Source organism: Methylomonas lenta (assembly GCF_001644015.1).
Classification (GTDB): Bacteria; Pseudomonadota; Gammaproteobacteria; order Methylococcales; family Methylomonadaceae; genus Methylomonas; species Methylomonas lenta.
Genome location: NZ_LUUI01000109.1, coordinates 32,367 through 53,868, shown reverse-complemented (window position 1 = coordinate 53,868; position 21,502 = coordinate 32,367). Strand labels below are relative to the sequence as shown.

The 21,502-nt window shown below is 45.2% G+C and carries 18 protein-coding genes, 1 tRNA gene and 1 pseudogene; 11 read left to right on the top strand and 9 right to left on the bottom strand.

Going from position 1 to position 21,502, the window contains the following annotated elements; all coding sequences use genetic code 11:
* Positions 1 to 60 precede the first annotated feature (60 nt).
* Both A1359_RS12225 and A1359_RS12220 read left to right on the top strand, forming a co-directional pair.
* Complete coding sequence (locus A1359_RS12225) at positions 61 to 567, top strand: YkgJ family cysteine cluster protein (protein WP_066983092.1); 507 nt, start codon at positions 61 to 63, stop codon at positions 565 to 567.
* Between the two features lie 181 nt (positions 568 to 748).
* Positions 749 to 1,417: a hypothetical protein gene (locus A1359_RS12220; protein WP_066983089.1), complete on the top strand. Its 669-nt coding sequence runs from the start codon at positions 749 to 751 to the stop codon at positions 1,415 to 1,417.
* A gap of 60 nt (positions 1,418 to 1,477) precedes the next feature.
* On the opposite strand, the gene A1359_RS12215 is transcribed toward A1359_RS12220, so the two are convergent.
* Both A1359_RS12215 and A1359_RS12210 read right to left on the bottom strand, forming a co-directional pair.
* Positions 1,478 to 4,399: a UvrD-helicase domain-containing protein gene (locus A1359_RS12215; protein WP_066983086.1), complete on the bottom strand. Its 2,922-nt coding sequence runs from the start codon at positions 4,397 to 4,399 to the stop codon at positions 1,478 to 1,480.
* A gap of 209 nt (positions 4,400 to 4,608) precedes the next feature.
* On the bottom strand, positions 4,609 to 4,923 hold the full coding sequence (locus A1359_RS12210; protein ID WP_066983083.1) for an H-NS histone family protein: 315 nt from the start codon (positions 4,921 to 4,923) through the stop codon (positions 4,609 to 4,611).
* 154 nt (positions 4,924 to 5,077) lie between these two features.
* Between A1359_RS12210 and A1359_RS12205 the strand changes: the two genes are divergently transcribed.
* Both A1359_RS12205 and A1359_RS12200 read left to right on the top strand, forming a co-directional pair.
* Entirely contained in the window at positions 5,078 to 6,037 is a 960-nt protein-coding gene (locus A1359_RS12205) for an MDR/zinc-dependent alcohol dehydrogenase-like family protein (protein ID WP_066983080.1), read from the top strand.
* Positions 6,038 to 6,095: 58 nt separating this feature from the next.
* On the top strand, positions 6,096 to 6,455 hold the full coding sequence (locus A1359_RS12200; protein ID WP_066983078.1) for a hypothetical protein: 360 nt from the start codon (positions 6,096 to 6,098) through the stop codon (positions 6,453 to 6,455).
* Positions 6,456 to 6,545: 90 nt separating this feature from the next.
* On the opposite strand, the gene rlmN is transcribed toward A1359_RS12200, so the two are convergent.
* Both rlmN and A1359_RS12190 read right to left on the bottom strand, forming a co-directional pair.
* Positions 6,546 to 7,583, bottom strand: a complete 1,038-nt coding sequence (rlmN, locus tag A1359_RS12195; protein WP_066983074.1) for a 23S rRNA (adenine(2503)-C(2))-methyltransferase RlmN — start codon at positions 7,581 to 7,583, stop codon at positions 6,546 to 6,548.
* A gap of 175 nt (positions 7,584 to 7,758) precedes the next feature.
* Positions 7,759 to 8,181 carry a BLUF domain-containing protein gene (locus tag A1359_RS12190; RefSeq protein ID WP_066983071.1) on the bottom strand — a complete coding sequence of 141 codons (423 nt, stop codon included), beginning with the start codon at positions 8,179 to 8,181 and terminating at the stop codon, positions 7,759 to 7,761.
* Positions 8,182 to 8,317: 136 nt separating this feature from the next.
* Between A1359_RS12190 and A1359_RS12185 the strand changes: the two genes are divergently transcribed.
* On the top strand, positions 8,318 to 8,833 hold the full coding sequence (locus A1359_RS12185) for an O-acetyl-ADP-ribose deacetylase (protein ID WP_066983068.1): 516 nt from the start codon (positions 8,318 to 8,320) through the stop codon (positions 8,831 to 8,833).
* Between the two features lie 84 nt (positions 8,834 to 8,917).
* Here the strand turns inward: A1359_RS12185 and A1359_RS12180 are convergent, their stop codons facing one another.
* Positions 8,918 to 11,797: an autotransporter family protein gene (locus A1359_RS12180; RefSeq protein WP_066983065.1), complete on the bottom strand. Its 2,880-nt coding sequence runs from the start codon at positions 11,795 to 11,797 to the stop codon at positions 8,918 to 8,920.
* Between the two features lie 265 nt (positions 11,798 to 12,062).
* On the opposite strand from A1359_RS12180, the gene A1359_RS12175 reads away from it, so the two are divergent.
* Together A1359_RS12175 and A1359_RS12170 are read left to right on the top strand one after the other, a co-directional pair.
* Positions 12,063 to 12,139: transfer RNA gene (locus tag A1359_RS12175), tRNA-Asp, on the top strand.
* A 153-nt stretch (positions 12,140 to 12,292) separates the two neighbouring features.
* Positions 12,293 to 12,724, top strand: a complete 432-nt coding sequence (locus A1359_RS12170; protein ID WP_066983062.1) for an Hsp20/alpha crystallin family protein — start codon at positions 12,293 to 12,295, stop codon at positions 12,722 to 12,724.
* Positions 12,725 to 12,757: 33 nt separating this feature from the next.
* Here the strand turns inward: A1359_RS12170 and A1359_RS12165 are convergent, their stop codons facing one another.
* Positions 12,758 to 13,264 carry an NUDIX hydrolase gene (locus A1359_RS12165; protein ID WP_066983059.1) on the bottom strand — a complete coding sequence of 169 codons (507 nt, stop codon included), beginning with the start codon at positions 13,262 to 13,264 and terminating at the stop codon, positions 12,758 to 12,760.
* Positions 13,265 to 13,334: 70 nt separating this feature from the next.
* Here A1359_RS12165 and A1359_RS12160 point away from each other — a divergent pair, with 70 nt between their 5' ends.
* Complete coding sequence (locus A1359_RS12160; protein ID WP_066983056.1) at positions 13,335 to 13,961, top strand: TetR/AcrR family transcriptional regulator; 627 nt, start codon at positions 13,335 to 13,337, stop codon at positions 13,959 to 13,961.
* Here the strand turns inward: A1359_RS12160 and lplT are convergent.
* On the bottom strand, positions 13,903 to 15,075 hold the full coding sequence (lplT, locus tag A1359_RS12155) for a lysophospholipid transporter LplT (RefSeq protein WP_066983053.1): 1,173 nt from the start codon (positions 15,073 to 15,075) through the stop codon (positions 13,903 to 13,905). The genes A1359_RS12160 and lplT overlap by 59 nt on opposite strands.
* 6 nt (positions 15,076 to 15,081) lie before the next feature.
* A pseudogene (locus tag A1359_RS12150) lies at positions 15,082 to 17,240 on the bottom strand (AMP-binding protein).
* Positions 17,241 to 17,582: 342 nt separating this feature from the next.
* Here A1359_RS12150 and bamE point away from each other — a divergent pair.
* Positions 17,583 to 18,146 (top strand): outer membrane protein assembly factor BamE domain-containing protein, encoded by a 564-nt coding sequence (gene bamE, locus A1359_RS12145; RefSeq protein WP_066983050.1) that lies wholly within the window; start codon positions 17,583 to 17,585, stop codon positions 18,144 to 18,146.
* Complete coding sequence (locus tag A1359_RS12140; protein WP_066983046.1) at positions 18,136 to 19,452, top strand: NAD(P)/FAD-dependent oxidoreductase; 1,317 nt, start codon at positions 18,136 to 18,138, stop codon at positions 19,450 to 19,452. The genes bamE and A1359_RS12140 overlap by 11 nt, the downstream gene beginning before the upstream one ends.
* A gap of 131 nt (positions 19,453 to 19,583) precedes the next feature.
* Here the strand turns inward: A1359_RS12140 and rpsT are convergent, their stop codons facing one another.
* Complete coding sequence (rpsT, locus tag A1359_RS12135; protein WP_066983043.1) at positions 19,584 to 19,847, bottom strand: 30S ribosomal protein S20; 264 nt, start codon at positions 19,845 to 19,847, stop codon at positions 19,584 to 19,586.
* Between the two features lie 111 nt (positions 19,848 to 19,958).
* On the opposite strand from rpsT, the gene murJ reads away from it, so the two are divergent.
* On the top strand, positions 19,959 to 21,491 hold the full coding sequence (gene murJ / locus A1359_RS12130) for a murein biosynthesis integral membrane protein MurJ (RefSeq protein WP_083960617.1): 1,533 nt from the start codon (positions 19,959 to 19,961) through the stop codon (positions 21,489 to 21,491).
* Positions 21,492 to 21,502: the final 11 nt, after the last annotated feature.

Here is a 21,502-nt window from a genome sequence, read left to right as displayed (position 1 = left end):
GCATTAGCAATTTGCAATGGCTGATGCCTATATAATGCCTACAACCACTAGCAGCCATCAATGAGCATACTCACCGAACTTCATTCTGACATCGACAAGCGAGTAGGCATTATTCGGTCCGAACGCACTGATTGGCTGTGTCGCAGTGGCTGTGCAGGCTGTTGCCACCGGCTTGCAGAAATACCAGTGCTTACTGAAGCTGAATGGACTTTGCTGCGGGAAGGGCTGGCTGGATTGCCCCAGGAATTGCTGCAGGGCATTGGTCAAGATGTCGCTGCGCTAGCTGTGCAAAAATCTCGGCCTATCGTCTGTCCGTTATTGGATCGGTCAACGGGGACTTGTCGGGTATATTTGTTTCGCCCCATTGCGTGTCGTACTTATGGGTTTTATGTTCAACGAGATAAGGGGCTTTACTGTAAAGACATCGAATCTCAAGTGGATAACGGTGAGTTAAATGACGTAGTCTGGGGTAACCAGGATGCTATAGATCGGCAGCTTAAAGGCATGGGGGACGCGCGCGAATTGACGGCTTGGTTTGTAGATTGGAGAGATAATCAGTCAAACTGAGACGAGCTGTATTTTTAGTTGCCGTTAATTCAAGCTGAAATTCGGTGACGATTGCGAGTTGAGCAGGTTTCAATTGCACACCTACGTTCCATCATGATTCCTTACTATATTCTTTGCCTGATTATCAGCGACTATCTCAATTGTTCGTTCAACCCTAAATTTTAGCCAGATCTTATTCCTTATGACCGAAGTTAATTTCAGCGCCGCCGATTACCCCAATATTCGTCGTGCACTCTTTGATTTGCATAAACGCATTTTGAAAAATCCCAATATCAATGAAGTTAAGACTTGTGCGAAACATTTGGGGTTATGGCACCAGAAGTCCTTAAGTTTTAACAACGATGCCGAAGTCGACTTGCTCATGGACTATAGGGTCTATGCGTTTCGGCCTAACGGTTTCAATATGGCTGAAAAATATCTTCGCTTGCACAAAAATACCTTGAGTGAATACGAACAAGCACTGCTAGCCCGTATGCGTATTGCCCGTTTTGCAGTCTTTCAAATTGAAGCAACCAATCATATTAACGAAATAACAGCTGTCGATGTATTCATAAAAACCCGCATTACGCTGGTTGACTATCAACTGGCAAAAACAGCCGAGACAGGTATGGTGTTCGCCTGCCATATCATTGAGCTAGGCGAATTCATCATTCAATCAGGAGCGTTGCTTCCTTTGAACAAGGCCTTGTTACAGGACGACGAGGTAATCAATGCGTTGGAGCGTGTCGACGATGACAATTTCGTGGACTACATGTTAAACCCGGCCAACACCTCGAAATTAGCACGGGCTATTATTTCCGCTTCCATTCGCTTGGGTTACACTGATAATGTTAAATATCACGACGTTTGAATGGCTTGTCGATCGGGTTTAGCGGCTAAGGCTTAAAAATTGAATATGGGTATGCCTGAATCATCTGCGTTTTGCGACCTGCAAATCAATAAACTTCTCTTTATAGGCGCACGAATACTCGGCATCCTTGCGATAATTAGAACATCCCCAGAACTCACCATATGGCCCTTTACGCAAACTTAATGTGCCGCCGCATTCAGGGCAAATAGGTTCAACATAATCACAACGACGATTTTCACAGACTCTGAATTGGCCGCTATTTAATAATCCGCCGCCGCAACGTTGGCATGCGCGTTGAGTGTGACCACATAACGGATATTCGCTGCAACCAAAGAAGCTGCCATGTCGGCTATCTCTGGGTACCAAATAGCCGGTCTGGCACTGACTACAAGCAATGTTTGCCAACTTAGCTTGAAATCCGTCTCCCTGGAATTCGTCGACAACGATAGGGTAGCCATGCTCTATCAACTCGCGGACAAACGGCGAAGGATTATTGCCATTGGTGATCAAATAGACATGATGCCTAGCGCGGGTCAGCGCCACATAAAACAAGCGGCGTTCTTCTGCATGTTCGTAAGCTTCCGCTTTCGGTAGCACCAGCTCCAATAATGGATGGCTGGCTTTTTCGGATGGGAAGCCATGCTTACCTTTATCCAATCCGAGTATCACCACATAATCGGCTTCCTTGCCTTTGGATGCATGGACACTCATGAATTGAATTTTTAACTGGGGATACTGGTTTTTTAAACCGGCCATCTCCGGTTTCTTAAAATGAAACCGGGCTAGCAACAAGACGCTGGCTTGCTGGGTTGACTTAGCGCTGATGGCCGTTAATGCAGCATGAATACCGACCATATCCTGGTTAGTCTTAATCAGCGATACGGCGGTATGCTCAACATGCCGGTGACTGCTGATGTCTTTTTTGATTTGACTGGGATTCTGGGTGACAAAACGAGAGGCCACCTCGCCAATTTTATTATTAAATCGGAAGGTTTTATCCAGGACACTGGTTGCAGTCGCACCAAAGTGATGTTCAAAGTCTTTGGTCAACGAAACATCGCTGCCGGAAAAGCGGTAGATCGACTGCCAGTCATCGCCGACGCAAAACAGGCTACTCTGTGGGTTGTGTCCCATTAAGGCTTTCAATAGTCGGGCACGACTGGCGGAAATATCCTGAAATTCATCGACCAGCAAATAAAGATAAGGCGATCGAAAGCGACCGGATTCTACATAGTCAATCGCTCGACCTATCATGTCATCAAAATCGATGCTGGCCTGATCACGTAAATAGAGTTGGTAGGCCTCATAGAGAGGTTCGAACAAATACGCGGCTGCCAACATGCGCTCGTGGTCTTCATGTTCTTTGGCAAGCTCAACCAGGTTTTTAATGGTGAGATTGGCCGATTTGAATTGAGTTAGAATATCGGTGATTAATTGGCTGAATTCCGATACTCGGCCTAATTCTTTTAGATTGTTTAGTAATTGGTTGGCGGGGACGGGCTTGAACTCGACACCGGCAGCCAATAATTTTTCGCTTAGCGCATCGGTTAACCGGCCTTGATGCTTCAAGTAGCTGTAAGTTTCGATCAGCGGGGTTTTGTGTTTCTGGTGTAAGCCACGTTTCCAGGCCATGCCCGCCAAATAACTTTCTTGATCAATAAACGGCGGGGTTTGGTTGTGTTCATTGACGGCAAAGTGTTCAATATAAATACCGTACTCGGGCAGATAGAAGTCAGGCTGGTAAACTTTATAATCCGGCCCGGATGTGTTGACCTGATAATTGGCTTCATATTGGTAACGAACACCTTGCCGGTAGAGAAAATTGGCAATCTCGCATTCTTCATAGCTTTTGACCAACTCGCCCTGCAGGGTTCGAATGTCGTTTTCCAATATGTATTGGTTATAAGCACCCAGGCTATCAAAGTCATACTGACTTTTATACGGATGGTTAAAACGAACAAAATAGGTCAACAGGCGTGATTTATAGCGGTCATCTTGCAGTAGCAATTGAATCTGTGCATCAACAAATCGAGTGCGTAATTCGGGATCTTCGGCCATTTTGTCAATTAACGGCACCATCTCTTCAACTTGGGAAATGATATGTTTGCCAAGGCCATGAAAAGTCTTCACAGTCAGGTCTTCGATGGCAAGTTTTTCTTTGATGCGCTCAGACATTTCTTCGGCAGCCTTGCGAGCATAGGCCAGCATCAATATCTGATTGGGTTTGGCTAAACCAGCATTGATCAAGTAGCCGGCACGACCTATCATCGTGCTGGTTTTTCCAGTGCCTGCGCCGGCGAGTACCAAGTTATGCTGCTCATCGATGATGCACGCCCGCCGCTGATGCTCGGTTAGTGGATTGGTTTCTACTTTGTCGAAATAGGATTGGTATCTGAGGAACTGTCGATCAATGAATGCCTGATTCAAACTTTCGACCTGACGATGTCCACCCTCAAGCAGTGGCAATATCAGTTGATAATCCAGCAAGACTTCTGGTTTGAGATGACGTTGGCAGTCTTTACGTTTGAATCCTGCTGCTAACCATTGATGGGATTTTAACCATTGATGAGCTGTGGCATGCCGGATGTAATGATGACCGGTAAATAGTAGCTTGGCTTCCTGTGCAGCTTGATTTAAAGCCGGTTCGAACTGTTGGTAAAACCGCTGGATGTAACTTCGAATATTGTTGTTAAGCTTGGATTGCAGTTGCCTGGATAGTGCTTTTTCTATGCCGCCGAAATGGAAAACTTGCTTATCTTGAATGCTAATGACCAAAACATCCCAAAACCAGCCTGAATGAATAGTCACGCCCGATTCAATACTCAGGATATCGATGTGATGGCAATTATTATTTGAGTCGACAAACTCGATTTTGCCATTGGTGAGTGCGAGCGATTGATAATCGTTGCTTGAGGCAAAAAAACTTGCCAATAGACTAATTTGATAAGTTAAATTATCCGTGCGGTTGTTAAAGCGGGGCATATGTCCTTATTGCTCGATATAGTGAGTTAACTCAAAAGGCCTAAAGCTCGCCTCCAGCATTAGGAGATGGTTAGGTTATTTGATTGCCAGAAATACCAGGCAGGATAGGGATTGAATCCGTTATAAGTTGGTCAGGCAAACGCTTCTATCAATAGGGGTAAAGCGGATCATGAACCCAATCACCATCCGCTGACAGACATTTTATTTGATTAACGAATCAAAAACTCGTCTTTGCTACGACCTTCAGCAATCAAAGCTTGCATCCATTTTGGTGCTAAACCACGACCGGTCCAGGTGTCTGACGGATTGTTGGGGTTAGCATATTTAGCAGGGACAAAAGATTTGGTTTTTTTGGATTTTTTATCCTCAATGATCTCGACTGTTACGTTAATAGACGATGCTAATTCTTTAATTTGCGCAATAACGTCTTTACGCATGCCGTTTTGCTTGGTTTCTAATTCAGCTTGAGCATCTGTAATCAGTTTTTGTAATTCGATTGTAGAGAGTTCTTGGATGTTTATCATTGATAAATAATGAAGTTAAAAAATGCAATTATATCAGTTTCTGCTAATGTGGTTGGCGATGATATTATTATTGTCGCAGCGTTAGGCAGCTATCCTGAAGCACAACAGGCGGTATTATAAACAGATACTTTCCTAACTTTTAGTTAATCACACAATGCAGGCTTTACGACTGAACAACGGATTATCGTATTGTCCGGATATTGCCAAACCAAACGTTAGTGCCGATCAAGCCTTGATACGATTGAGTTTGGCAGGAATTTGCGCCACTGATCTGGAGTTGGTGAAAGGCTACGCCGGTTTTACCGGCATCCTTGGGCATGAATTTGTCGGTGTGGTCGAAGCCGTTGATAACCCCGAACATCAGCAATGGCTTAATCGACGGGTAGTGGGATCGATTAATATCGGTTGCAATCATTGTGATGCATGTCTGAAAGAGGGCGCTGAACATTGCCAAAACCGCAAGGTGCTGGGTATTCGCGGTAAGGATGGCGTATTTGCTGAATATTTTTCGCTACCTGTTGCCAACCTTTATTCGGTGCCGGATGAGGTTTCTGATGAGGCCGCTGTATTTACCGAACCATTAGCTGCTGCGATACGTGTCGTCAAACAGTTGGAATCAATAGCCATTAAGGTGATAGCGGTGATTGGGCCAGGACGATTAGGTCTGTTGATTGCCCAGGTTTTGGCATTGGCTGGTTATGAAGTGACCGTGCTTGGACGATCCGAAAGTTCATTAGCATTGCCCCGGCACTGGCAACTGAAGACTGCCTTGATTCAAGATATTGCCGATAATTGCTTCGAATGCGTGGTAGATGCTAGCGGGCAGGTTAGTGGTTTTCGGCAAGCGTTAAGAATCCTTAGGCCGCGCGGTATTCTGATGTTGAAAAGTACCTTTTCAACTCTGGAGCCCGTTGATTTAAGTAAAGTGGTCGTCGCAGAATTGACTATCCTGGGTTCACGTTGCGGCCCCTTTGCTGATGCACTGACACTGTTAAAACAGCAACTGATACCGATTGAAAGTCTGATTGACGGGCGTTATCACTTGAATCAAGGTTTAGCTGCATTTGATCATGCCGATCAACCGGGTGTGAGAAAAATTCTATTACATCCATAACTCAACTTCACGCTGATAGATTCAGTCTTGTCGTTATTTACTAAAATTAGTTTGAAACATGAAAAAGAACAAAAAAGTTAAAAATGTAGGCCTAAGCGAAAAAGAGATTGAGGTAGGCTGTTTATATTTCACTACTGCAAACCAATATCGTGCGGTACTCGCGATGAAGGGTGAGTTCTTAATTTATGCGCCCAGCTCGGAAGGCATTGAAGCATTAAGTTCTACAGAAATGCCATTTGAAAATTCGCCCTTCAAAAAATGTCAGATCGTTACCTTTGCCAAAAAAGATTACCAGGATTTCGAATTTAATGGTGCTAAGGCTATCAAGCATAAATTGAATGAATCTCAGCTTGCAGAAGCAGTAAAGCAATGTAATGCAAAGTCTGCTATAGCTGAATTGTTGGCAGAGCAAAATTAGCCGGTGGCTGCAATTGGGGATAGGCAAAGTCAACCGCAGGCAGTCGTTTTGTCGACTCACTCTGGCCCCATTTACTGGCGCTTGATAGCTTTAATTTTTAGAATTGAGTTGCCCGCATGCTGCTAATACATCATCGCCTTTAGCAATTCTTATTAAAGTTGGTATTTTAAAAGTATCTAAAACTGCTTTAAACTTTTCAATTTTATCTAAATCGGGACGTTTGTAATGTGATCCTGGGAATGAGTTAAAAGGAATTAGGTTTATATAAGCACTTTTACCAGATAGTATCGTTCCCAACTTTTTAGCATCATCCGGCGAGTCATTAAAATCTTTTATCAGAATATATTCATAAGTAATAAATTGCTTTTTAATTAAAGGTATCTTATCAATATATTTCAATACCTCATCAAGCGGATATTTTTTATTAATGGGAATAAGTTCATTTCTCTTTTCTTCAAAGGGGGAATGAAGAGATAACGCCAGGTTCACGCCAGGGATTTCCTGGCTCCATCTTTTAAGTCCGGGAATATAACCAGCAGTTGATATAGTAATTTTTTGAACACCAATTGAAGTGCCGTGTTGTGATAGAAAGATTTCACAGGCTTTTTTAACGGCATCAAAATTATGTAAAGGTTCGCCTTGTCCCATAAAAACAATATTTAAAATCCTCTCTTCTCCAGGCCTGTTGTTTGCTAGCCAACGCCAAGCCTGGAGAAACTGGCCAACTATTTCACTTGTCGTTAAATTTCTTTTAAGCCCTTGTTCTCCGGTAAAACAAAAAGAACAATTCATTGCACAGCCAACCTGTGATGAAAGGCAAATAGAATATTTATTATGAAACGGAATAAGGACAGTTTCAACTTTATGATTGTCTTTAAACTTGAAAAGAAATTTTACTGTTCGATCATTTTTTGACTCATAAACCGTATCGACTTCGGGGAGAGAAAAGTCGAAATTTTCTTCAAAAAACGCTAATGAAGATTTGGCGATTTTATCAAGGCATTGAACATTTTCTTTTTTCTTATAGTACCAATTAAAAAGAACTGCCGCTGCTGAATTATTTAAGTTATTTTCATGTATAACAGTTTCTAAATCTGAATAGTTTAGGTCGTAAAAAGATTGTTTCAAAAAGTTTCTCCTGGCAATGCCAATATTTTATCCATAGCAATCAGCTTGAGATATTGTATTTTATATCTCAATAATATGTAAGCCATATTATTTTATTTTAGGGGAAATAGCCGATTGGCGGCCATCTTTAAAATTAGGTTTGTGCCGCTATCAAGCGCCAGATTGTTTTTATGATTTAAAACAAGGTCTCATTTTTAAACATTGTTAACAATCTAACGATTTCATGGTGAATTGGCGAGGGTTGAGCTGGCGGGTTTTCTAAGAAATCCGAGAAGCCTTTAATATCAGCGATTTTTTCTTTATTGACGACATTAAAGCCCATGCTCCAATCGGCAAATGAGCGTTCTTCTATGGGTTTTTTATAGATCAGCGAGACCTTAAAGTGTCGGGGGTCTTGTTTGATGGTGTTAAACAGCTCATTTACTAACTGTTCTTCGCCCTCTAAAATCTGAATAAAAAACGGGTCGAGATAATGCAGCATGCCCGAAATGTTGTAGCTTGCATTTTTGTGTCTGGATTTATTGAGCAAGTTTTTTAGCTCGTCGTCTGACCATTTGTGTTTGGAAACACTGGTATACACATAGCAATATGTCGACATTTTTTAGCTCCGTAAAACGTTTGATGCGTTTTTTTAGCAGTAAACCACAGTCATCAACAATTGTGTTGAAATTACCAGCTTTATCGCTGCATGGATTACTTTTTTATAATGCGCATTTAATTTTGCCGGGTGAAATATGCAAAACTTCATGACTGTGTTGCAAGCCGATATTACGACTTTAAATGTCGATGCCATTGTTAATGCTGCTAATCGTTCATTATTGGGCGGTGGTGGGGTGGATGGAGCGATTCATCGTGCAGCAGGGTCGGAGTTGTTGGCCGAATGTCTTTTGTTGGATGGTTGTGAAACCGGGGCAGCCAAGATTACTGGCGCTTATCAGTTGCCGGCGAAATATGTGATTCATACGGTGGGGCCGGTTTGGCAGGGCGGGCAGCATAATGAAGCGGCCTTGTTGGCGGCTTGTTATCAAAATTGTCTACAATTAGCTATGCAGCATGCCGTAAAGTCGGTGGCTTTTCCTGGTATCAGTACCGGGGTTTATCACTTTCCGAAACGTCAGGCCGCTGAAATAGCGGTGACCACGGTCAACAACTACCTAAGTGCCCAGCAGTCCGGTATTCAAGTGCTGTTTTGTTGTTTTTCTGCGGAAGATGCGCGTATTTATCAATCTGTGTTGGCACTCACGATCTAATCAATCTGGAGTGAATGTTGTAAATAATGGTATCTCTACTGAGGCCTTTGTGAGGCAAAAATTGGCAAGTTGTATCGGGAATTATCAGAATGATAAGCGGACACCCACTTCTACAATATGATTTGAAACATAAGCTTGGCCGAGACGGGTTTCATAACGGATAAAGCCAGCGCCACCATTGGGTAAGGTTGCACTGACAGAGCCACCTAGATTGGCGTAGTCACGATCCGGATCGCCGGTTTGAACGATGAAATTACCGAACCCTGGCGCGGCTTGAGATAAGCGCATCTCGATTAAGCGGTTGTCGTTTAGATATTGATGATCCCATTCCACACGAACGGCTGGGGTGATCACACCCCATGAAGTGCTGATTGCGTAACCGATTTGGGTGCCTAAACTACTGATAAGTGATTGGTTGGTTTGGGCGCTGGTCGTCAGGTCGAATCCATCGCCACCCTGTTCCTGATAGCCTTTTATATGCATGCCAAGATACTCCATGCGCAGGTACGGACCGATGACCCACTCCTGCCAACTCACATCCTTTCCGCTGCTCAAGGCAAAGCTGTACTGATCGCCTGTGCTATCGGCATTTGACTGTCCGTTGAAGCCTTGATAAGCATATTGTCGATTGAATGCGTATTGATTGCCGCCATAATTGGCTACCCAATCCAGATAAAAATCTTTTGGCAAGAAGTAGCTGCCGTAAACAGCGCCCATAAAGGTGTCACTGTTCATATGGCCTGCCGAATCAACGTAATCAGTTGCTGAGTGGGTGTAATTAAACGCCAGACCAGACACCAAGTTATCGTTGATTCGGTAGTCCGCACCCACGGTAACCGTTTGCGCTTGCGAGTTAAAGCCACGATCCCAGAAGGTGTTTTGTTGCTTCCCAAAGTTAAGCCGGGTCTGCACAAAAAAACCTAAGGGACTATCGCGGAAAAGTTCGTTATCGTCACCGGCAGCACCACCTAGCGTATTTAACCCTAGTGCTTGTGCCAGCTGGCTAGTCGACATCTGAACACCATTAAAATTAAACGACAAGGGCGAACTTCCGCCGCCTCCGCGTATGCTAGCCAGTCTTGCAAGCGGCGCATCCATACGGGTAGAGCTAAATTTAACCGGGCCAGCCATTTGGCTGGGTACTTGATCAGGTGTTAACGAATCGACAGCTGCCTTTTGTTGTGACAAGCTGAGTTGCTGCAACTGTATGCAACGATCGATCAAACTTCCGGTCGGTGCCGAGCAGCCCTGGTTTAATGCTGTGGCGAAGTCTTCTTGATTAGTCGTTAGCGCTGAGTCGGTGATAGTGTCGCTGGCAAAAGGTACAAGATTCCAAGGTGTTATTTGTCCATTACCACTGCCAAATGGCAAAACTGTACCTAGTAGATATTGGTTTTCAGGTAGTGTCGGGTCGAAATAGATGTTGTAATTGCTACTGATGCTGCTGAGTTGATTGACGCCGTCGGGTAAAATGACCCGGCTAGTATAGAGCGCTGCGCCGGGTGTGCTATTGCCGTCGATCAATTGCAACATGTTGCCGCTGCTTAGGGTTATCGAATTCCAGGAAAAATTGTTGGCAGGTGCTGTGCCTGTTATCCCAAGGTCGACACCGGCCAACCCCATAGTGTGCTGCGTTGAGACGGGGCCTGTGAAAATCAAGTCGGCATTGGCGGTATTCCAAAGCGTGTTTTGGGTGCTGGCATTATTGAAATCGCCAGTGATGATAAAAGTGTCGCCGCTATCGGCTACTAGATAACCGTCAGTGCCTATCGAAAGGTTGTTGAACAGGTTAGTGGATGGGTCGCTTTCATAGCGGGCACTATTGCTAAAATTGCCGGTAAAACTGACTGACGAGTCCGTAACTTTGAAAACCCCTTCATTGGTCACATTGCCTTCAATGACATGGGGGTCTAAACCGGTAATTTCCACTATACCTTGAGCGGTATTGTAAAAATTTCCGCTGCCTTTTAGTTGTCCTGTGGTTGCGAGATTGAATTGGCCGGTATTCGTGATCAGGCCGGAGTTATTTAATTCGCCGGTGTTGATTAAGTTACCTTGATTGATTAAATCGCCAGCATTGTTGATAGTTCCCTGATTAGTCAGGCTGCCGATATTGTTAAGTGCGCCACCGGTTTGGATGTTGAGGTTACCGCTGGTTAGATTGGTCAGATTGGCTTGATTATTTATAACGCCAGCATTGTTGATAATTCCCTGATTAGTCAGTGTGCCGGTGTTATTAAAAGCGCCTTGATTGGAGAACAAGCTGTTGTTCGAAAAAATACCTGTGGAGTGGGTTAGATTGGCATTGTTATTGATAAGTGTGCCGTCATTAATGAAGGAGCCGGAGGTGCTGTAGTAGAAACCAGGGTTTGTGATTAGGGTATTTCTCGTTGGATTATTAGAGCCGATGCTAATGGGTGTTACCGTCACCTGAAAGGGTGCAAAGCCAGGTTGACCATCGCTATCGTTTCCGAAGCTGCCGCCCACATTGGGTTGGTAGTCGAAATCCAGTGTGCTTCCAAGGCCGATAAAGTAGGTTCCGGGTACTTTGGGTGCCAATAATGTGGTTGCTGGCGGGCTTTGGAACTCTTGATTTAGGATTAATCCGCTTTGACTTCCAAAGCCAGGATAGATGATGCCCGAAAAAAAACCTGCCGAACCAGGCTGAGCGGGCGATATCCAGGCTGTGTAAAGCTGGATAATACAATACGGACAATAACTGGTATCGCCCTCTTGAATGTTAAAACTACCAGCCAGGGTGACGCTGGAGCCCGAGCTAACGGTTGCTGAATTGGCAGAAAAACTCCCACTACCTACTGCCGAGAAAGACGGCTGGCTTATGGAAACACTGCGGCCAATAACTGACCAGGTGACATCTGACGATAGAGTATCAGCCGAAGAACTCGTTGATGAGCATAGCAAGAATAAGCCAAGTCCTTTTTTATATAAGTTGTCTATGCTCATGCTTAAGGTTAAGTAATTAAAAATATTATCCTGCTGCTGACTTGCCTATCAATAAGTAGATTGTCCGGTTATAGGGGTAGGTCAGTTATTGCTGATGGAGGGGCGTGCAAATTATGTTCGGTTTAGTTTATCAGCTCCTGCTTTATTAATGTACGTGGAGCCACAAACAGAGCGGCTAGCAAGAAATTGGCATGAATTTTGGTCAATTTTTACTATTCAGCTTGACGGTTGATAGTTTTGCTGTAGAATCCGCGGCTCCAACTGCGGAGCGGTAGTTCAGTTGGTTAGAATACCGGCCTGTCACGCCGGGGGTCGCGGGTTCGAGTCCCGTCCGCTCCGCCAAATCGCTTGTTTTATATCTATTTTTTTCCCGTGGTTTGATTGTCTATATTCGATGCATTTAAATCGAATTGTTTAGGCTTGAAATATCAAATTTCGTCGCCATAATTTCTCTGCAATCAAAAGCATTTTTCATAAACACAGAGGAGAATAGACATGAACAAACTAAGTCCATTTGTTAGTCACGGCCTGTTTGATGAATTGTTTCGCGACGTTAATCCCGGTTATTTTATCAAGCCCTTGCACGGCGATGGTTTACCGGCACAAATCAAAGTCGATGTAAAAGAAAATCCCAACGAATTTGTTGTTGAGGCAGAAATTCCCGGAGCCAGCAAAGACAATATTCACGTCAATATAGACGGTAATGTAGTCACTGTACGTGCCGAAATTAATCAAGTAGATAGCCAGAACAAAGACGATAAGACGCTCCGCAGTGAACGCTATTACGGTGAGGTGTCCCGCAGTTTCCAATTGCCGGTGGATGTTGACGAGTCTGCCAGTAAAGCTCGCTACGAAAACGGCGTACTAACGCTGAATCTGTTGAAAAAACAGAAGCAGGGTGGCGGTCAGCGCATGATTATCGAGTAATATTCAACGGGTGGGCGCGCTCAGCGTCCACCCTCAGTTATCAATATTCAACTGCCGATAAAGGCGCCAAATAATTTTAAAAGTCTTGGTTAATGTGACATCGTTCTGATCTACCCGCTTATCTATTTCATGCTTATCCAGCCAACGACTTTCGTCTATTTCGTCTACAGCCAATTCAAAAGGGCCGTTATGGTGACAGCGATAGACCTGAATAAACTCCATGCCTAAGTCTGGCGTGGGTTCCAGTTTGAATAAAGCTGTTAAATCAGCTGTTACGCCGAGTTCTTCCTGCAATTCTCTGGGCGCACAGATGTCGTAAGTTTCGCCGTCATCAACATGGCCGGCAGCTGAAGTGTCCCAAAGGCCTTGGTTAAGGTCTTTTTTCTGCGAGCGTTTTTGCAATAATAGTTGCCCAGCTGCGTTAAATAGCAAAATATGCACAGCTCGGTGACGCAAGGCTAGTGCATGAATTTCACTGCGCAAGCGGCGGTCTATGATTTGATCGTGCTCGTCAACGACGGCTAGAAACTCATTATGCATGGTTGACTATCGATTCCAGAGTAAAGGTCGTGTATGGTATCGCTTTTTGATGGCATCTTTCAGGACAAATATGGCTAGAAGAAGTGAACATACCCAAGAGCAAATCCGGGAAATGGTGCTGACTGCAGCGGAAAATATTGTTATTGACGAAGGTTTTAATGCCTTGACGGTGCGTAAGGTGGCCATGGAGATTGGCTACACTGTCGGTAGTATTTATATGGTATTTACCAACATGGATGATTTGATCATGCATGTTAAAGGCCGGGCTCTGGATGTAATAGATGAGCAATTACGTAACGCTGAAGTCGGTGAGACGGTCGAAGAACATATTCAGCATTTAGCCGATATTTATCTGGCCTTTGCACATAAAAATTTTAATCGCTGGCGTATGATTTTCGAAGCCATCAATGATGCACCTGCGCCGGAGTGGTATCAACAGAAAATTAATGATGTGTTTGGTGTGGTAGAAGACTTGTTTCTTCAGCTACTTCCGGATCATTCTGTTGAACAGGCACATTTGGCAGCGCGTGCTTTATGGAGCGGAGTGCATGGTGTTTGTGTGTTGTCTTTGAATGGCAGCCTTGGCAGAGTCGGCGCCGAAAACGCCGAGACCACGGTAAAATTGTTGGTACAAAGTTTTATTTTCGGGCTGTTGCGGACGAAATATCCGGCAGACGCAGTACAACCAAAAATGTAGACAACCACATTAAGCCACCTAATGTCAGCAAGGCCGCAATCGGACTGACTTGCTGTGAGGCAGCAAAGGTATACGTACCTACCGATAGCAACATGGCAACATTCTGAAAGAAATTTTGCATGGCTACTGCGCCACCGCTACCAATACTTTGTTGGCCTATTTCCTGTAAGGCGGCATTGATAGGCACGATAAACATACCACCTGCAGTACCCATCAAAAACAGCACCATACGTGCCGGCCAAACAGCCTCGGTAAAACTCAAGCACATGATTAACAATGCCATCAAATAGGCAGGAATGCGGGCGCGGCGTAAATGTTCCAGTGGAATCAAGCGCGGAACCAAGGCTGAACCGGCGATGATGCCTAAAGCCAGAAATAAAGTCAGATTAGCAATGTCGCTAGCGTTATGTGACATTAAAACCAAGGGTGCCCATGCAATAATGATGACACGAACGCATGCTGCTGTAGCCCAAAACAGCGACGAACCCAATACGGCAAAGCGAGAACGTGGCAAGGCTAAAAAGCTGCCTACTTCCTGAAAAAACAGCACAACTTTCGAACCGGGAGCCGGTTTACGGCTGATGTTGGTGGGTAAAAACAAAGTGGTTGCTGCAGATATCAAATATAAAACCACAGTGCCCAATAAGGCCCAGGTAATCGAATAATCGGCGACTTTTGCCCCTACCACCATGCCGGTCAAAATAGCTAATATTGTCGAGCCTTCAATCCAGCTATTGGCTTTCACCAGGCCGTTGTGTCCAGCCAGTTCCGGCAAAATACCGTATTTGGCCGGGCTGTATAAAGCGGCGCCAACCCCAACCAGGCAATAGGCAATTAAGGGTTCTATGTTGATCAGCAATAAACCGGCGCCTGCAGCCTTGATGATATTGGCGACGATCAATACCCTCGATTTAGCGTAATTATCGGCAAATGCGCCCACCCAGGGTGCCAAAACTACAAAGGCGATTAAGAACACGCTTTGTAAGGCCGGTATATACCAACTGGCCGGCTCGGCTGTTTGCATCACCAAAGCGATGACGGTAAATAAAATGGCGTTATCGGCAAATGCCGATAAAAACTGGGCGATCAGAAGAGGGTAGATGTATTTGCTCATGCTGATTTACGCCTCGCTAGTGATGAGTTTAGCCGCCAGCTCAGTAGCGGCTAGGTAATCGGTTTTACCCGTTGGCAATACCGGCACTTTTTCCACCACAAATACTTTTTTGGGCAAAGTTATCGAGGCTACACCGGGTGAGGCTTCGGCTAATTGTTTGGGGATGGCGTTGGGTTGTGTAGTGTAGTCAATAACACTAATTGCTCGCCCTTTTTAGGGTCAGGCAGGCTGACTACGGCGTGTAAGGCGGTCGGCCATGCATGGCTTGCCAATTGTTCCACGGCGGTCAATGAGACCATTTCGCCGCTGATTTTAGCGAAACGCTTGCTGCGGCCTTGTATGCTAATAAATCCTTCTTCATCCACATTAACAATGTCACCGGTGTCATACCAGCCTTCGCCGTATAGTGAACAGGGCGGCACCAGGACGCCGGGATTATCCGGCAGCAAATAGCCCTTCATGATATTGGGGCCGGCCACATGTAGTTTGCCGCCTGTTTCGATGCCGGGTATGGACTCGAGCTTGTGCAGCATATCCGGCATGAAGCGGCCGACCGTACCTGCTTTGTAATCCATAGGTGTGTTGACGGAAGTGACTGGGGAAGTTTCGGTGGCACCATAGCCTTCCAGGACACGAATGCCGAATTTATTCAGCCACAGGCTGCGGGTGTTTTCATGCAGCTTTTCAGCACCGGCTACCACGTAGCGAAGACTGAAAAAATCGTAAGGATGGGCTTTTTTGGCATAAGCGGCCAGGAAGGTGTTGGTGCCAAACATAATGGTGGCGCCCACTTCGTAAGCCATTTCCGGAATCACCGCATAGTGCAGCGGCGAAGGATAAAAAAATGTGGTCATGCCATTCATAACCGGTAGCAGGGTGCCGACAGTAAACCCAAAAGAATGAAACATTGGTAAAAAATTTAGCACTACGTCGGTAGGGTTAAAGTCGATGCGGGACTTTATTTGCTGATGATTGGCCAGCACATTCGCGTGCGATAGCACTACGCCTTTGGGTGCCCCTTCTGAGCCGGAGGTAAACAACACCACTGCAGCATCATCGCTATCGTAAAAGTGACTTTTGTACCAATAATCAGCGGTTTTGGCCTGTATCAGAGCTGTTAGTTTATCAAGGCCTGACAGTGATCTAGCCAGATCTTCCAGGTAAACCAATTTAACCCGCTCGGCCAACGCTGCGGCTTCGTGTTCTAGATGCGCTAATTCTATGAACTTGCGTGAGGTTAGCACCAAGTTGACTTTGCCGGTTTGGCAAGCCGAAGCCATACCAACGGAACCTGTGGAGTAATTTAGCATCGCGGGTACTCTGCCGTATAACTGCAAGCCTAATATGGCACACAGGGTTTTGGTCGAATTGGGCAGAAATACACCAACATTTTCAGCTGTGCTGGTCAATGGTTTGATTAGCTTACCCAATATGATGCTGCGCGTTATCAGGTCATCGTAACTCAACGGTTGCCGATCCAAGTCTTCCGCCACGGTATGTTTGCCACCGTGTAGCCGACGAGCTGCTAATAAACCGGAGAAGATGGTTTGTTGATAGTGGCTGGTAACGAACATCATTTCAGTCATGATGTCGGTCAGAATGTGGCCACTGTGTTTACGTCGGGCTTTGCCGGTAAATTCGCCGTGGGTATCGATACGGGTGGGCGGCATGATGTGGATAGTGATTTTCGGAAACCAGCGCAAACGCACGATATTTTTCAGCTTGGAAAAATGGCTGTATTCAGCGCCCTCGATGCGAACCGGTAAAATCGTTGCGCCGGATTTATCAGCTACCATGCCGGTGCCGTCGTATATTTTCATCATCGAGCCGGTGACGGTGATGCGCCCCTCGGGGAAAATGACGGTTTTGGTATCGTTTTGCAGGTGATGAATCAGGGCTTTTAATGACAGCGGATGGGTCGGGTCCATCGGAAATACTTTGGATAAGCGCAGGAAAGGTTGTAGCCACCAGCGCTGGGAAATTTGGGTATCAATGGCAAATGTGATGTCGTCCGGTAAAAATACGCCCAGCAAAAGTGGGTCAAGAAACGAAACGTGGTTGGATACAATTAATACCCGCTCACCGGCTTGATGGTAATTATCCAGGCCATTTATTTTGACGCGAAAAAGCAGTGTCAGTAGCCAGTGCAGAAATTTCTTTAACATTATTATGCCTCCTGGGGGCGCATCTTAGCAGACGAATTGTGATTTGCAGGCGATACTATAATTATTAAATAAACAATGTTCAATTAATATTTGAATTGGTTTTGAGGTTGTGTAAGATTTTTGCATTGAATTTGTTTGGCGAGAATTTTACTTGGGAAGGTGGGGGCGATTAGAAAGCAGCTTGGTCAAATGAAACATATCCTGGGTTAAGTGCCAGTTATTTATAGCTGGCGCTTTACTATTCCTATGGTTTTCTTGCGTGTATTATTGGACGCACTGTCTACGGTGATATGTCTGAGTTGGTAGTTATTTATATGTTTGTTTAAAAAGAGAGGTGTGCGAATGTTTGCAAAAAAAGCCATTTTGATTTTATTCGGCCTTACGGTTTTATTGCTGGGCTGTAAAAAAGACCTCAAGCCCGATGAGCAGGGGCTGGCTGTTCAGCCTCTGCAGGTTTATTACACCCAATTCAGTCTATACCAGGAAAAAAATAATTTTCGCACCACTAATTACCGTAAAGGCGTATTGATCCCTATTAATACGCCAGTCAACCTACTTTCCATAGACTCTGATACTGCCTTGCTTAAGCTACAGGCAACCGGCCAACCGCTGACTATCGAAAATGTGCCCAAGTTTACCAAAGACAGTATGGCGATTGCTTTTAGCAAAATTGCCGGCACAAACAAAGTGGATCTTAGTGTGTTTACGAAAGCTGAGCAGGAAAGTATTTTGTCGGGCCAAGTCAAGCCAGGTATGAGCAAACAAGCCGTGCTGGCAGCTATTGGCTATCCGCCTCAGCATGAAACTCCTACGCTGGAAGCCAATTCCTGGACTTATTGGTCCAATCGCTTCAATCGTTTTATCGTGAACTTCAAAAACGATAAGGTAGAAAATATTGTCGACTAATTCTAAAATTCCTAGTCGCTGCGATGTGCTGGTTATTGGCGGTGGTCCAGCCGGTTCCAGTGTTGCGGCTTTACTGGCTAAGCAGGGTATTGATGTGGTGTTATTGGAGAAAGCTTTACATCCGCGTCCGCAAGTGGGTGAAAGTCTGATTCCTCACGTCTGGAAATATGCTGATAAGACCGGGGTTTCTGCTCTGATTGAGCGGGAGGGCTTTGTCGCCAAGGCAGGTGGCATCACAGTCTGGAATGGAAATATTAGCCGGATTGCCTTTTCCGAATTCGGTTTTGATCGGCCAGCTTTGCATGTGGAACGAGACATTTTTGATCAGCTGTTGTTGAAACATGCGGAAAATCTGGGTGTAAGTGTTTTTCAACAGGTGGCCGTTCGTAAGGTAAGGTTAGATTTAGACTCTCCCAATATAGGCTATGTAGATAGGCGGGGAGGGGATGCGGTTGAAGGCAATATTACCTGTCGCTTCGTCATTGATGCTAGTGGGGCGTCTGCAGTATTGGCAGGTAAGTTTAAATCCAAACGGCTGGTGGATTCGAGTATGCGCTTCTTGTCCTTATGGGGGCATTTTAAAGGTTCTCGTTATGTCGCTGCTGATGGTCGCAGTTATCCTGCCAGTGAAGTCAATACTGTTCGCCCGGTAACTTTTGTTACCTCGTTTGAGGATGGCTGGATCTGGCATATCGCCATGCGCCAATACGCCAGTGTAGGCCTGGTCATCAACACTGAGCGGGCGCGAGCCATGGATAAATCGGAACGGGAAGGTTTTTTCCTGGACACCTTAAAGAAGGCGCCTTACCTGGAGCGTTTACTGGATAATGCTGAATACTTGCCCGGCTCATTTAGTCAGCGACCGGATTATTCTTATTATTCTACCCGTTTGTGCGGGGAGAATTTTTATTGCATCGGCGATGCAGCGTCCTTTGTTGATCCCATTTATTCTCATGGGGTGTTAAACGCCTTTTACAATGCCTCTATCACGGCCTTGGCGGTCACTGAGTCACTGAAGGATTTTACTCGTCGTGGACGTCATGCCCAGCTGTGCGAGAATCGCATTCGGCAGTTTTACGGCTTTTCGCGCTCACTGGCTTTAGGCGAGTTTGGCGGTGATGGGGTGGATGCGGAATTGGTAAGACGCTTTATGCGCCAAGTCCCATCGGTGGAATTGGAGTTGATGTTGGCGGCGGCGTCTATGTCCGAGCGTTCAGAAAACTTTCACAGACTAAGCATGCATGCAGGGCTCAATCTGCATCCTGTTCGCTCCAAGGCGCATGTTATGGAAGGCTTGGCGCTTTAATTCTGAAGCCAAAGTCTGTACAGGATGATTGCAGGCTATGCGAAACCTAATGGTTTTAATGAGGTTAGAGCATAAAAAAGGCCAATGTCAGAAGTGACATCGGCCTTTTGCAATTTATAATCGATTGACGATTAAGCCATTGCGCGTAATCTGGTGTTCAGTCGGCTTTTGCTGCGCGCTGCTTTATTTTTGTGAATCAAGCCCTTGGTGACGGCTGAATCTATAATCGGCATTGCAGTTTTAAAAGCTGCTTGTGCTTGTTCTTTGTCGCCAGCTCTGACGGCGGCGAGTACTTTTTTGATGAAAGTACGAAGGTTGCTGCGCTGTCCAGTATTGCGAATACGGCTTTTCTCTGCCTGACGCGCTCTTTTTTTAGCTTGTGGTGAATTAGCCATAAAGTATCAGTTAAATCGAGTTAATTAGAAACCGTGTATTATCTTTTTGGATGCTATGATTGTCAACCTTTTAATACCTTAAATTTCGTTTTATCCAAGGAGAGGACGGCATTGAGTAAGCAGCTTTATAAATCTACGGCTATTGTGAGTAGTATGACCTTGATTTCACGCATCATGGGTTTTGTACGTGACATGCTGATTGCCAATCTTTTTGGCGTCAGTGCCGCTACCGATGCTTTCTTTGTAGCCTTTAAAATCCCTAATTTCCTGCGACGCTTATTTGCCGAAGGTGCTTTTGCGCATGCTTTTGTGCCGGTTTTGATGGATTATAAACAAACTGGTGATCAGCGGGAACTAAAGCTTTTCATAGACCGTACCGCCGGTACCTTGGCTGGAATACTGTTGATGCTGACGTTGGCAGGTATTATTGCTACTCCGCTTTTGATTCTGTTTTTTGCGCCTGGTTTTTTGTGGGAAGGCGATCAATATTCTATGGCTGTCGCCATGTTACGCATCACCTTTCCTTACTTATTGTTCATTTCGCTAACAGCCTTTGCTGGTTCGATTTTAAACACGCATGCCAAGTTTGCAGTGCCTGCAATAACACCAGTTTTGCTGAATATTTGTATGATTATCGCTGCAATATGGTTGGCGCCATTGTTTGGGCAACCCATTCTGGCATTAGCCTGGGGGGTGTTTGCTGCCGGCTTGCTGCAGATGCTATTTCAAATTCCTGCTGTGTGGAAACTGGGTTTGTTGCCTCGATTTCGATGGGGTTGGGGTGATGCGGGTGTTCGACGTGTAATTAAGCTGATGGTGCCGGCGATTTTTGCTGTGTCAGTGGTGCAGGTGAATTTGCTTTTCGATACTTTGGTGGCGTCGTTTTTAAGCTCTGGTAGTGTCTCCTGGCTATACTATTCCGATCGTTTGGTCGAATTTCCCTTAGGCATATTGGGCGTGGCAATAGCGACTGTGGTTTTGCCCAGTTTATCTAAAAATCATGCTGCCGATGATAGTGTGGCTTTTTCCAAGTCATTGGATTGGGGGCTTAAGCTGGTGGTTTTAATTGGCTTACCGGCCACTCTGGGCTTGGTATTGCTGGCGCGACCGTTATTATCGACTTTGTTTCAATATAATGAATTTAGCGCTATCGATGTAGACATGGCGGGTAAAAGTTTAATGGCGTTTGCCTTGGGTTTGTTGGCATTTATTTTAATCAAGGTATTGGTGCCGGGGTTTACCTCACGACTGGATACCAAAACGCCGGTGCGATTTGGACTGTATTCCATTCTTAGTAATGTGCTACTCAATCTGGTGTTGGTGTTTCCATTAGCGCATGCAGGGGTGGCGTTGGCTACTACATTGTCGGCTTACCTGAATGCCGGGCTTTTATTAGCCACTTTGCTAAAGCAAAAGGTTTATCAACCAGGGAGCGGCTGGGGATTGTTTATTTTGCGTGTGGTGTTGGCCTGCGGCTGCATGGCATTGTTTTTACTGTATTTTGTCGATGCACAAAACTGGTTGGGCTGGGATGTGTCGCAAAGAGGTTTGCAATTGACGATAGCTGTCGGATTAGCGATGCTGGTTTATCTGTTTGCTTTAGGCTTATCAGGTATTCGCATTCGACATCTAACTGAACATTAATCATCTCCTTG